Source organism: Leyella stercorea DSM 18206, assembly GCF_000235885.1.
GTDB lineage: Bacteria > Bacteroidota > Bacteroidia > Bacteroidales > Bacteroidaceae > Prevotella > Prevotella stercorea.
This window is the reverse complement of sequence record NZ_JH379436.1, coordinates 1-13,533: the sequence shown is the minus strand read 5'-3', so window position 1 is coordinate 13,533 and position 13,533 is coordinate 1. Positions and strand designations below refer to the sequence as shown.

11 protein-coding genes are annotated in these 13,533 nt (G+C 45.2%); 4 read left to right on the top strand and 7 right to left on the bottom strand.

What is annotated here, in order from left to right; genetic code table 11:
* Positions 1 to 39: 39 nt before the first annotated feature.
* The 3 genes from ppdK to HMPREF0673_RS07195 all read right to left on the bottom strand — a co-directional run bounded on the left by ppdK (position 40) and on the right by HMPREF0673_RS07195 (position 3,889).
* Entirely contained in the window at positions 40 to 2,760 is a 2,721-nt protein-coding gene (ppdK, locus tag HMPREF0673_RS07205; protein ID WP_007900186.1) for a pyruvate, phosphate dikinase, read from the bottom strand.
* A 9-nt stretch (positions 2,761 to 2,769) separates the two neighbouring features.
* Positions 2,770 to 2,955, bottom strand: a complete 186-nt coding sequence (locus HMPREF0673_RS07200) for a hypothetical protein (protein ID WP_007900182.1) — start codon at positions 2,953 to 2,955, stop codon at positions 2,770 to 2,772.
* Positions 2,956 to 3,031: 76 nt separating this feature from the next.
* The gene (locus tag HMPREF0673_RS07195) at positions 3,032 to 3,889 is read right to left on the bottom strand and encodes a hypothetical protein (RefSeq protein ID WP_007900179.1); all 858 of its coding nucleotides are present in this window, start codon (positions 3,887 to 3,889) and stop codon (positions 3,032 to 3,034) included.
* Between the two features lie 406 nt (positions 3,890 to 4,295).
* Between HMPREF0673_RS07195 and feoB the strand changes: the two genes are divergently transcribed.
* Positions 4,296 to 6,818 (top strand): ferrous iron transport protein B, encoded by a 2,523-nt coding sequence (gene feoB, locus HMPREF0673_RS07185; RefSeq protein ID WP_007900172.1) that lies wholly within the window; start codon positions 4,296 to 4,298, stop codon positions 6,816 to 6,818.
* Between the two features lie 291 nt (positions 6,819 to 7,109).
* Here the strand turns inward: feoB and HMPREF0673_RS07180 are convergent, their stop codons facing one another.
* Positions 7,110 to 7,913: a DUF4738 domain-containing protein gene (locus HMPREF0673_RS07180; RefSeq protein WP_007900170.1), complete on the bottom strand. Its 804-nt coding sequence runs from the start codon at positions 7,911 to 7,913 to the stop codon at positions 7,110 to 7,112.
* Positions 7,914 to 8,074: 161 nt separating this feature from the next.
* Here HMPREF0673_RS07180 and HMPREF0673_RS07175 point away from each other — a divergent pair, with 161 nt between their 5' ends.
* Positions 8,075 to 9,130, top strand: a complete 1,056-nt coding sequence (locus tag HMPREF0673_RS07175; protein ID WP_007900165.1) for an HU domain-containing protein — start codon at positions 8,075 to 8,077, stop codon at positions 9,128 to 9,130.
* A complete protein-coding gene (locus tag HMPREF0673_RS07170; RefSeq protein WP_007900162.1) occupies positions 9,131 to 9,673 on the top strand; it encodes an FHA domain-containing protein in 543 nt (180 codons plus the stop codon).
* Between the two features lie 124 nt (positions 9,674 to 9,797).
* Here the strand turns inward: HMPREF0673_RS07170 and nagA (HMPREF0673_RS07165) are convergent, their stop codons facing one another.
* Together nagA (HMPREF0673_RS07165) and nagA (HMPREF0673_RS07160) are read right to left on the bottom strand one after the other, a co-directional pair.
* Positions 9,798 to 10,955: an N-acetylglucosamine-6-phosphate deacetylase gene (nagA, locus tag HMPREF0673_RS07165; protein WP_007900161.1), complete on the bottom strand. Its 1,158-nt coding sequence runs from the start codon at positions 10,953 to 10,955 to the stop codon at positions 9,798 to 9,800.
* A gap of 11 nt (positions 10,956 to 10,966) precedes the next feature.
* Positions 10,967 to 12,124, bottom strand: a complete 1,158-nt coding sequence (gene nagA / locus HMPREF0673_RS07160; RefSeq protein ID WP_007900153.1) for an N-acetylglucosamine-6-phosphate deacetylase — start codon at positions 12,122 to 12,124, stop codon at positions 10,967 to 10,969.
* Between the two features lie 191 nt (positions 12,125 to 12,315).
* On the opposite strand from nagA (HMPREF0673_RS07160), the gene HMPREF0673_RS07155 reads away from it, so the two are divergent.
* Positions 12,316 to 12,951, top strand: a complete 636-nt coding sequence (locus HMPREF0673_RS07155; RefSeq protein WP_007900147.1) for a type I restriction-modification enzyme R subunit C-terminal domain-containing protein — start codon at positions 12,316 to 12,318, stop codon at positions 12,949 to 12,951.
* A gap of 12 nt (positions 12,952 to 12,963) precedes the next feature.
* Here HMPREF0673_RS07155 and HMPREF0673_RS07150 read toward each other — a convergent pair whose 3' ends face one another.
* Complete coding sequence (locus tag HMPREF0673_RS07150) at positions 12,964 to 13,476, bottom strand: RNA polymerase sigma factor (protein ID WP_050804967.1); 513 nt, start codon at positions 13,474 to 13,476, stop codon at positions 12,964 to 12,966.
* Positions 13,477 to 13,533: the final 57 nt, after the last annotated feature.

Below are 13,533 nucleotides of genomic sequence, written 5' to 3'. Positions count from 1 at the left end.
ACTTACCGCCTAACTCGTTAGTTACGAGGGCTTATCTTATTATTCCTCTACAGCAGCCTGCGCCGCTGCGAGACGTGCGATAGGCACACGGAATGGAGAGCATGAAGCGTAGTTCATACCAACCTTTGCGCAGAACTTAACTGATGAAGGCTCACCACCGTGCTCACCGCAAATACCAGTACGGAGGTTCGGACGAGTAGCGCGACCATTCTCAACAGCCATCTTGATAAGCTGACCAACACCTTCCTGATCAAGAACCTGGAACGGGTCAACCTTCAGAATCTTCTTCTCCATGTATGCAGGGAGGAATGAAGCAATATCGTCACGAGAATAACCGAAGGTCATCTGTGTCAAGTCGTTTGTACCGAATGAGAAGTACTGAGCCTCTTCTGCAATCTTACCTGCAGTAAGGGCTGCACGTGGAATCTCAATCATTGTACCAATCTCAAACTCTACCTCTACACCATACTCAACGAATACCTCCTTAGCAGTAGCAAGGATGATAGACTTCTGCTGCTTGAGCTCCTGAACTGTACCGATGAGTGGCACCATAATCTCAGGACGTGGGTTGAAGCCTTCCTTCTTCAACTGGCAAGCTGCACCGAGGATAGCCCGAGTCTGCATTGCTGTAATCTCAGGGAATGTGATACCAAGACGGCAACCACGGTGACCGAGCATTGGGTTGTTCTCAGCCAAAGAGTTTACGCGCTTCTTGATTTCCTCTACGCTTACGCCCATTTCCTTAGCCATTGTTTCCTGACCAGCCTTATCGTGCGGTACGAACTCATGGAGAGGTGGATCAAGCAGACGAATATTTACGTGGCAGCCATCCATAGCCTTCAAAATGCCGTAGAAGTCAGCCTTCTGATATGGGAGAAGTTTAGCAAGAGCCTTCTCGCGACCCTCTACAGAGTCTGCCAAAATCATCTCACGCATAGCAACAATCTTCTGATCATCGAAGAACATGTGCTCTGTACGTGTTAAGCCGATACCCTTAGCACCGAATGTGCGAGCTACCTTTGCATCGTGTGGAGTATCTGCGTTGGTACGGATTTCCATCTTTGTGTACTTATCGCAGAGGTCCATGAGTTCCTTGAAGTCGCCTGAAAGTTCAGCTGCCTTGGTCTCAATCTGACCTGCATAAACCTGACCTGTTGTACCGTTCAAAGAGATGTAATCACCCTCCTTGTACACAACTCCTTCAATCTCTACGGTCTTAGTCTTGTAATCAACATTGATAGAGCCAGCACCTGAAACGCAGCATTTGCCCATACCACGAGCAACAACGGCAGCGTGAGAAGTCATACCGCCACGAGCTGTAAGGATACCCTCTGCTGCAGACATACCTGCGAGGTCCTCAGGAGATGTCTCTATACGAACCATGATGACCTTCTTGCCGTCCTCATGCCATACCTCAGCATCGTCAGCGTGGAATACGATCTGACCGCAAGCTGCACCTGGAGAAGCTGGAAGACCCTGTGTAATAACCTTAGCTCTTGAGAGTGCCAACTTATCGAATACTGGATGCAAGAGCTCGTCGAGCTTCTGCGGCTCACAACGCAAGAGGGCTGTCTTCTCGTCAATCATACCTTCGTGGAGAAGATCCATCGCAATCTTAACCATAGCAGTACCAGTACGCTTACCATTACGTGTCTGGAGGAACCAAAGCTTACCCTCCTGAACGGTGAATTCCATGTCCTGCATATCGCGATAGTGCTTTTCGAGCTTATCCTGGAGTGAATCGAGTTCCTTGTAGAGCTCTGGCATTGCTTCCTCCATTGAAGGATAATTTGCTACGCGCTCTTCCTCTGAGATACCAGCACGCTCAGCCCAACGCTGTGAGCCAATCTTTGTAATCTGCTGCGGAGTACGAATACCTGCAACAACGTCCTCGCCCTGAGCATTAATCAGGTACTCACCATTGAAGAGGTTCTCGCCGTTACCTGCGTCGCGGCTGAAGCATACACCTGTTGCAGATGTCTCGCCCATATTGCCGAACACCATAGCCATAACAGAAACTGCTGTACCCCACTCGTCAGGAATTCCTTCCATCTTACGATAGAGAATAGCACGCTCGTTCATCCAGCTGCGGAACACAGCGCAGATAGCACCCCAAAGCTGCTCCTTCGGATCAGTTGGGAAGTCGCTACCAGTCTGCTCCTTGATAGCCTTTTTGAAGAGCTCAACGAGCTTCTTCAGCGACTCTACAGAGAGGTCCTTGTCAAGAACAACGCCCTGCTCCTCCTTCACCTTTTCAATAATAGCCTCGAACGGATCAATATCCTCTTTATTCTCTGGCTTCATGCCAAGAACAACATCACCATACATCTGAACAAAACGGCGGTAGCTATCATATACGAAGTGTGGGTTGCCAGTCTTCTCAACCATACCCTCAGCAACCTCGTCGTTCAAACCAAGGTTGAGGATGGTATCCATCATACCCGGCATAGAAGCACGAGCACCTGAACGTACAGAAACCAACAGAGGATTCTTCGGGTCACCGAACTTGCAATTCATCAGTTCTTCAGTGTGAGCCACAGCTGCGTCAACCTCAGCAGTAAGCAGCTCAACAATCTTATCCTGACCTACCTCATAATATTCGTTACAGGTATCTGTTGTGATTGTAAAACCAGGAGGCACAGGAACACCGATGTGGTTCATCTCGGCAAGGTTTGCACCCTTACCACCGAGTACCTCACGCATTGAAGCATCACCTTCGGCTTGTCCATTACCGAAAGTATAAACTCTTTTTTCGCTCATAAATAGTAATTATATGTCTAAAACGTTAATATTTTTTCTTGATATTACATCATATCTTTCTGTCAAAGCAAGCGTTTGCATATCGTTTTCAATACGATTGAGAACGTTTGCATTATCTAACTGCAAAGATAATCTGTATTTCGCAAAACGCCAAAGTTTTTCAACTAAATTTGCTAAGTCTATGTTGCATTTCATATTGTTCACGCAAACACATCAGTAGCAATTTGCTTTTTTATGCACGCAAATAGCCGTTGTAGCCCATTGTCTATATTTAATTATTTACAAAATGATATTTAAGCAAGCCTTCAAGCGGACTTTTTAATATTTTTCCCAATCGATAACCCTGTCTGTTTGCAGCCTGTTCCAATTGTTTGTGATATAGGTAAGCCACGCTACCCACAGCATTTATCACTGGTTCTGCATACGCATAGTTTTTAACATTATTAATTATAAAACTTTCAAAGTTCCGAACGACAAGTGCTTCCAACTTTTCATTACTAATGCGTGGCAATATAAACTTAGAAAGCGATGCAAGAAAACGGTTAGGTAAAGCAGAATGATACACATTGTTTATTATATCAGCTTGGCTTGTATGATACCCTTCAAAGAACTCGTCACGCAACTCTTGTGGCAGAGTGCCTTTCAATATACCATTAATAAAAGTGCGTCCCAGAACTGCACCACTACCCTCATCACCCAAGATATATCCTAACGCAGGTGTATGTTCTTTGATTTTATCACCATCAAAGTAGCACGAATTAGAGCCGGTTCCTAATATACATGCTATACCAGGATGCGTACCACAAAGCGCACGTGCTGCTGCCAACAAATCGCTCTCAACATAAACCGAAACACTTTCACCAAGAGCCGAGTGCAACGCCTCTTCCACAATATGGCTATGCTCAGGTGTACAACCTGCTCCGTAAAAGAACACATTCTCCAAAGATGCCACATCTATAAATTGCTGCTTAGCGCGAGTAAGCATTTGATCTTGCACAACAGACACGATCTCATCGAATGATTGCACAATGGGATTTATTCCGTCTGTCTGCACTAATACATATGTATCGGAAGATTGCGCAAAGCACCAGTCTGTCTTGGTACTTCCGCTGTCTACAATCAACTTCATCTTAGAGCTAAATGTTTTGGGGTTAAGCAATAAACTTGAAATACATGAATGCTATAGCAGCTAACACTACAAGTGCTATTACAACTTTTATCATACAACTTGTAATTTTCTTAACTACCAGAAAGCCGACCACTGCAGCCAATATGCATAAAAGATAATAAAAGAAATGATTTTCCATTTTCTTATTTATTTGTTTTATTTGTTCCAAAATGCAAAGTTAGCAATTTTAATTTGTATTTGAACACAACACATCCATTAATCATTTTTAGGTATTTGAAAAAATGTACGACATGAAGTTATTTCTTTTTCAATTTTTATGTGTACTTTTGTGCCCTTATAAGACATCGTATATTAATAACATTCACTTTCAAGAGGGATAATATCATCGAACAAATATTGAAACAATATGAAATTATCTGAATTAAAGACTGGCGAACGCGGAGTAATTGTGAAGGTCATGGGACACGGAGGCTTTCGCAAACGTATCGTCGAGATGGGATTTATCAAGGGAAAAGTAGTTGACGTGCTATTAAATGCGCCACTGCAAGACCCCGTAAAATACAAGATTCTGGGCTACGAAGTTTCTCTTCGTCGCTCTGAAGCAGACATGATAGAAGTGATTTCGGTAGAAGAAGCAGCCGAAATAGAAAAGAATAGACCCAAGATTTCAGAACCACTTGAGAAAGGAAGCGATAGCTTGAGCGACACACAGCTACGCGATGCCGCGATGAAAAAGCGTCGCACCATTAATGTAGCATTGGTTGGCAACCCGAATTGCGGAAAGACATCGTTGTTCAACTTCGCCTCTGGAGCTCACGAGCGAGTTGGCAATTATTCAGGAGTTACTGTTGACGCAAAGACGGGACACGCCTCTTTTGAGGGTTACGACTTCAATATAGTCGACTTGCCTGGAACATACTCGCTCTCAGCATATTCTCCAGAGGAGCTTTATGTGCGCAAAGAGATTATTGAGCACACGCCTGATGTTGTTATCAACGTGATTGATGCAAGCAACATTGAGCGCAATCTTTACCTCACAACCCAACTCATAGACATGCACTTACGCATGGTTTGTGCTCTAAATATGTTCGACGAAACAGAAAAGCGTGGCGACAATGTCGACTATGCGAAGCTCGGCGAACTCTTTGGTGTGCCAATGATTCCCACAACGTTCACCACTGGCAGAGGTGTCGAGCTGCTTTTCCACATTATTATTAATATGTACGAGGGCCTCGACTTCCTCGACGACAAAGGCAATCTCGACCCTGAAGTAGCTGAGGGCATACGACAGTGGCACGAGCAATACCGCAAATCGGAGAAGGAGGATGCAGAGCACGAGGAGGACTTTGCAAGCGGTGTAAAGCCTAAGCACAATGTGTTCCGTCATATCCACATCAACCACGGTCCATACGTAGAGGAAGGTATTGAGGCTATACAAGCCGTACTAAAACAGGAGAACGATTTGCGACATCGCTACTCCACTCGCTACCTCGCCATAAAACTCTTGGAGAAAGACAAGGAGACCGAGCATCTCATCGTTTCATCAACAAGCCGTGCAGAAGAGATATTCTCTGTGCGCGACAAGGCTGTTGCTGATGTACAGAACTACACCCATGAAGACTGCGAAACGGTCATCATGGACGCGAAGTATGGCTTCATTCACGGTGCGTTGCAAGAGGCAGGCTACCAAACTGGCAACAAAAAGGACACCTACCAGCTGACACACCTCATAGATCAAATTATCACCAACAGATACGTTGGTTTCCCCATCTTCATCCTCATGATTTGGATAATGTTTGAAGCAACATTCTCCTTGGGTCAGTACCCTATGGGGTGGATTGAGAGTGGTGTTGAGTGGATTGGAACAACAATAGCCGGCACCATGCCAAGCGGTCCTCTAAAGGACATGCTTATCGACGGTGTCATCGGCGGTGTTGGCTCGGTGATTGTCTTCTTGCCACAAATCTTGATACTCTACTTCTTCATATCTTTCATGGAAGACAGTGGATACATGGCTCGTGCTGCTTTCATCATGGATAAACTGATGCACAAAATGGGGCTTCATGGCAAGTCGTTTATACCGCTCATCATGGGCTTTGGCTGCAATGTGCCAGCCGTAATGGCTACGCGCACCATTGAAAGTCGCCGCTCACGACTCATAACCATGATGATACTTCCACTTATGAGTTGTTCTGCACGCTTCCCTATATATATAATGATTATAGGAACGATGTTTGCGCAGCAATATCGCTCCAGTGTGATGATGTCTCTCTACGTCGTAGGCATAATCATGGCTATACTCATGAGTCGCCTCTTCAGCAAGACGTTGTTCAAAGGTGAAGACACTCCGTTCGTAATGGAGCTTCCGCCTTATCGCTTCCCAACAGCGAAAGCTATCGGCAGACACACTTGGCAGAAAGGCAAAGAATATCTGAAGAAGATGGGTGGTATCATCCTGGTTGCAAGCATCATAGTGTGGGCTCTTGGCTACTTTCCACACAACGAAGAACTTTCGCGCGTAGAGCAGCAGGAGCAGAGCTACATCGGTCGCGCCATAGAACCCGTTTTCCGCCCACAAGGCTTCGACTGGAAGCTTGATGTAGGTCTTATTTCAGGCATCGGTGCAAAGGAGATTGTAGCCTCTTCCATGGGAATTCTCTACCACAACGACGATGTGGTAGAGGAAGGAAGCGAAGAGTCTTATTCTAATCTGCGCAAGCAGATGGTAGCCGACGGCATCACTCCGCTCTCATCATATTGCTTCTTGCTGTTTGTTCTGCTCTACTTCCCTTGCATCGCAACCATTGCTGCAATAAAAGGCGAAACTGGTTCTTGGAAGTGGGCATCATTCGCAGCTGTTTACACAACAGCATTAGCATGGATTGTATCGGCTGTGGTCTATCAAATAGGAACTATGTTGGGGCTATAAAAAACAATGGAAATAACACTTCCAATATAAGACAAATATTGTAAAACGATATTAAAAGCACCATACAAAGTATGTCCGTTTACTTAAATTATATTATTTTCAATGTGTTATTTTAGAACAACACTTGTCTATATTATAAATTCAGACTATCTTTGCAACGTGTTTTTCATGGTATTAGATTATTAAGGTTAAGAAAGCATAGGTTGTCGTGAGACAATCTATGTTTTTTGTTTTATATCCAAATGAAATATTCTTGATAATACAACTCGAAAAATAGTGAAGCGGACTAAATCACTTTTTAATCCGCTTTATAAGTTTACCATTAAACTCTACAATAGATTCTACCATATAGCTTATTGATGTCTCTGGCATAGCAAGAACAGAGAAAAAATGTAAACCTTCCGCATCAATACGATCAAAATACAAATCGCTATAAACTGCTTGTTTCAGGAACTGTTCTGGCACCTCATTGACGAACGCCTCCTTACGCATATCGGCAGAGAATAAGCGTTTATTTCCATTGAACACCGTTAGGTTAACAATATTGTCATAATACACATTGTCCACCTCTACTCCGTCATCATTAACCGATGGCTTCACCACCTTATATGTTGTTGGATTAATCTGTATGTAGCAATGATACTTCTCATCGTTGAAGAAGACAACACTATCACGTTTCACCACTTTCTTTTGATTAATATTCTGCACCGCCTTTGGCACGAAAGCATCCATGTACGACGCGTCGTTAGTCTTGTAAAGCTTCACAATCTCACCACTTTGGTTCTTAAACTCGAACACATTTGGTGTCTGCTTCATTATCTTATACTTAGTAGTCTTGCCTCCTATGAGCACAAACGAGTGGTTCTCGATGCGGAAATACGTAGGTACACTGGTCGAATCGGGGAAATAAACAGAATCGCCCTTCACACGAAAAGCCACATCTTCCCCATCCTCATCAAGCCATATTCCTTGCAAATCATGCTTTGCTGTTAAATCTTCCGTCGGCTCTACCGCCTTATTCTGACGATTTCCACACGCACTTACCTTGAGGACAAGCAGCAGAACAAATAAAGTTTTTGCTATATTTTTATACATAATTATTACACGTTACTCAATGCTGATTTCACAGCCATAACACTTGCAAAGTTAGCATATTTCGCAAGAAAACCAAAACAATAAGCATATTTTAATCTTTTCCATTCACTTTTTATTCATTTATATCAAAGTTATAATTAAAAATTCGTAAATTTGCAGATATGAGATATTTGGAGAAACATATAGCAAGGTTACTGTTGAACAATGATTGTGTCATTGTTCCGGGCTTTGGTGGATTTATGGCTCACAATATTCCTGCCAAATACGACGAAGAGAACTGCATTTTTATTCCTCCGATGCGCATTGTTGGCTTCAATCCGCAGCTGACTATGAACGACTCGCTCTTAGCCCAGGAATATGTCAACACATACGACATCAGTTTCCCTGAAGCACTTAAACAGATAGCAACAGATGTTGAAAGTCTCAAACGTCACATCGAAGAAGAGCGCATATACGAGCTATTAAGAATCGGTAAATTTGTCATCAACGGCTCCACATTAGAGTTCATCCCCGAAGAGACTGGCGTTATCACTCCTGCGCTCTACGGACTTGACGCTATCAACATACGCCCTGTGGCAAATACTGTTGAGGAAAAAGCCATAGCTACAGCAAAAGTAAGCGAAACTATCGAGCAGACCGAAACGGAAGAGGACGTGGCAGACGAAACACTATCTGTACACATTCCGTTGCGCTACATCAAACATGTGGCTGCAGCTTGCATTGCCATCATCTTCATGCTCACAATGCCTGCCAAGTTGGGCGATTCGAGCAAGCCCAACATCAACCAAAGTGCTATAAACGCAAACTGGTTCTACGAGATTATGCCAAAAGACATAACCAGTGGCACGCCCGATAAACTGAACGACATGACAGCAACCGAAGCGGCAGAAGAAGGCGCAACAAACACTGAAGCGAACACAGCAAATAACGCTGAGAACAAAGAAGTTGCAACAATAATCAACAACACCAACGAGCAAACATCAGAGCGATACTTCAGCATTGTGCTTGCAAGCCGTGTAGCAAAAAAGAACGCAGAGGAGTACGTAAGCAAACTTCATCGTAAAGGCATGAAAGAAGCTCGTATCTATATCGGTGCCAATGGCCACGTAAAGGTGATATATCGCAAGTTCAGCACTCGCGAAGAGGCAAACAAAGCAAAGAACATGCTGACAGACAACATCGAATTTGAAGGATCTTGGATAACAGAAATAAAATAAATGAAAAGAGTAAGATGCCCAAAATGTGATAACTTCATCACATTCGACGAGAAGAAATACACCGAAGGACAGTCGTTAGTATTCCAATGCCCCGACTGTGGCAAGCAATTCGGCATACGCATTGGTGTTTCAAAACTGCGCAACACGCAGAAAGAGGATATTCCTGAAGAAAATGCAGAAGGAAGCGAGTGTGGCTACATCACCGTTATCGAAAACGTATTCCATTACAAGCAGGTCATTCCGCTACACATGGGTGTGAACGTCGTCGGACGCTACATGAAGAATAGCGGTGTAAACTGCGCTATCGAGACAAACGACCCGAGCATCGACATCAACCATTGTTCTATCACAGTAAGCCGCGACAAAAAGGGCAACTTGAAGTATGTGCTTAAGGACGGACCGAGCTACACTGGTACCTTCGTCGACAACGTTATTCTTGGCGACCGCGAGCAACGCGTTATCGAGGACGGCACATTGTTCACAATTGGTGCTACGAGTGTCATTCTGCACACAGACAACATCAACGACACAACGCAAGAATAGACAACATTACATCCACAAAATTACGCTGTGAGTTTGCCACGCTACGGCAACATTGTTGTCGCGCTACGGCAATAAAGTTTCGGTAGCACAACAACAATGTTGCCGTAGCGTGGCAAACTCGCAGCTATAATTTATTGACAATTTCCTTGCCCATTTGCATTACGTAGGTAAGGTTTATATCCTTGTCGTAGACAACGACATCGGCATCCTTACCCTCCTCTATTGAGCCTTTGCGGTCGAACACGCCCATGATCTTTGCAGGTGTCTCGCTTGCCATGCGGAACACATCTATCATCGGTATTTCAGCCTTTTGTATGCATGTGCGGATGAGCACATCCATAGTGGCAATGGAGCCGGCAAGCACCGAGCGGTCGGCGAGTTTACACACACCGTCTTCCATAATCACACGAGCCTCCGGAGACACATCACCTTCGCTTGCTGCATAAGCCAAAGAGTCGGTGATGAGGGCTGTTCTTTCTACGCCTTTTATCTTATATACAATCTTAAGCATCACTGGTGGCACATGTATACCATCGGCAATCACCTCTACCGTCATATCCTGCAGCGCATAAACACTCTCCACGGTACCTGGCACCTTGAACTCGTGCTCCTTGTACACTACGGGCATTGCGTTGTAGAAGTGCGAGGCATGTGTCATTCCGGCATCATGCGCCTTCACCACATCCTCATAGGTAGCGCGTGTGCAGGTGAGAGCAGAAAGCACGCCATGCTTGCGTAGCTCTTTGATAAATCTCACCGAACCGGGCAGCTCCGGTGCCTCATCCCAACGCTTGATGCACTTATACTTTTTGAGCAGCGTCTCATATTCATATATAATAGGTGCCTTTATCAACACTGGGTTTTGTGCACCAGCTTGCTTTCTATTGATATACGAACCTTCGATGTGCAATCCAAGCACAGGACTGTCTTTCTCCGCCATGAGTTTCTGACACACGTTGCAGGCAGCCTCAATGGTAGGTATTGTCGACGACGATAATGTTGGGTATATTGCGGTGGTGCCATGCTTCAGATGAGCATTGACACCTGCACGAAAAGCATCCCGCGTGGCTTCAATGAAGTCTCGACCGCCTCCGCCATGAGCGTGCATATCAATACCGCCTGGTACGATATAGCCTCCTTGGGCATCGATGATTTCAGCTCCCACAACATGCAAGTCGATGTTCGAGACGGCTCTGATTTTGTTGCCGTCCGTCACTATGGAGCCGCCATCAAGCCATCCTTTAGGTGTTAGGATGCGACCATTGACAAATTGTTTCAACATATTATTTCTTTTTAGAGTTCGTTCGTCACCTCGTTACCCATCTGCATTACGTAGGTGAGTTTAAGGTCTTTGTCGAACATCATGATATCTGCGTCCTTACCGTCCTCGAGCGAGCCCTTACGATCGAACACGCCCATAATCTTTGCAGGAGTCTCGCTCGCCATACGACATGCGTCCTCCATCGGTATGTTTGCCATCTGCACACACGTGCGGATGAGGCGGTCCATTGTGGCGATAGAACCAGCGAGGGCTGAGTGGTCGGCAAGCTTGCACACGCCGTCTTCAAGTATCACGCGTGGGTCGAACGCTACGCCCTCGTCGCTTGCAGCACATGCTAACGAGTCGGTGATGAGGGCAGTCTTCTCTACGCCCTTTATCTGATAAACCACGCGGAGCATCACTGGGGGCACATGTATGCCGTCGGCAATCACCTCTACGGTCATATCTGGAAGGGCGTACACGCTCTCCACGGTGCCCGGCACCTTGAACTCGTGTTCCTTATATACCACTGGCATTGCGTTGTAGAAGTGTGTAGCGTGCATCATGCCAGCCTTGTGTCCGGCTACAACATCTGCGTATGTGGCGCGTGTGTGACCGATAGATGCCACTACGCCGTGCTTACGACACGACTGTATGAACTCCACAGAACCTGGCAGTTCCGGAGCTTCGTCCCAACGCTTAATGCATGGATACTTGTCGAGCAATGGCTCGTACTCCTCTGCCACCGGTGGCTTTATCCATTCGGGTATCTGTGCGCCTGCCTGCTTCGGGTTGAAGTATGGACCTTCGAGATGGAGTCCGAGTACGGGGCTATTCTCTTCTTCCATGAGTTTCTGACAGGTCTCGCAAGCTGCCTCAATCATTGGCACGGTAGAAGACGAGAGGGTTGGGAATATAGAGGTTGTGCCGTGCTTCATGTGTGCTTTTATGGCTACACGGAACGCCTCCTCTGTGCCCTCCATGAAGTCGCGTCCGCCTCCTCCATGCACGTGCAAATCTACTCCGCCTGGTACTACATAGCAGCCTTTGGCGTCGATAATCTGAGCGTTAACGATGTGCAAATCACTGTTCGATACGGCTAAAATCTTATTACCGTCAATGATTACAGAGCCGCCTTCAAGCCATCCTTGTGGAGTAAGAACGCGACCATTAATTATTTGTTTTAACATAACTGAATGATTAGTTTGGGGACTATTGAGCAGCACATCCTGTTTGTGCAGATTGTGTGTGCAAAGTTCCGTCGTCCATTAGTAGGTTTTTTCACAAGCAAAGGTACATATTATTTTTTATTGCAGCCAACAAAATAACAAAAAGAATTATTAACTTTGTAACAAAATCACAAAAATACAACACCATACGAATGGTGCAGACACCACAGTTTTGGGAGAACGAGTCGCTTGACGCATTGGAGGGTGTGCGCAAAGAGCTGCGCGAAACAGTGCACTTGCTGAAGGAGCAACGCCAAAACAAGAAGTTCGTCATCGACATAGAGGACGAATACACCACCTCCAAAGCCCCCGTCAACGTGGTTATACAGACTACGTACAAGCAGCGAGTAATCGATTACTTGGCAGAGAACAGCAACAACGAAACACTGCGAAAGATACAGAACTTTGAGCAGCTCACCGCTGCCGATATACAGGAGTTGGAGCGCATCTTCTTCGAGGAGTTGGGCACCAAGGACGAGTACAACGCACTCACCGAGGGACATCCGTACAAGAATAATGTGGCTGCCTTCATACGTGTCATCAACGGCATCGACCACAAGAAAGCGTTACAGATATATCAGCAGTTTGTAGATGGCTATGATCTCACATCGGAGCAGGAGCAGTATCTGAAGAATATCCTCGACTACGTAAGTATGAATGGCGATATTGAAACAAAAAACTTTATGGAGTATCCGCTAAAACAATACAACTGGCGTACTATCTTCGGCGACCATTTTGTAAATCTAAAGGATTTCATCAAGCAGATTCATGGGGTCATCTCTGCATAAACAGAAAACAAGTTAAGTGTTTTTTGAAAGAAGATGGTTGTAGATTTTCTTCACGGCAATGTGGTAGCTTGCTTTTAAGGAGCCTTCTGAGGTGTTGAGCAGGCTACTCATTTCCGAATACTTCATTTCTTCGTAATAGCGAAGATTGAAGACAACGCGCTGCACATCGGGCAGCTTTGCAATAGCTTCTTGCAAAGCTGCTTGCGTGGCATCGCCGTCAAAATATTCGTCGGCAACAAGGCGCGAGCCAACTCCATCGGTAAGATTGGAGTCGTAAGCTACGAAGTCGCGCTTACGGCGTAGAAAGTCGAGCGACTCGTTGATGGCTATACGATACAGCCAGGTGGATGGTTTCGAACGCTCTTCAAATTGATCAAGGTTGTTCCATGCTTTTACAAAGACATTCTGCATTACATCGTTGGCATCGTCGTGATTGAGCACAATACGACGTATCGTCCAATATAGTTTTTCGCTATATTGGGCAACCAATTCAGTAAACAGTTTATTCTTTTCTGTATCTTTCATTTTGCCTTGAACATCTTGGTTAAAGAACCTGTTGGCGGAATTAAAAAACCGCCTGAA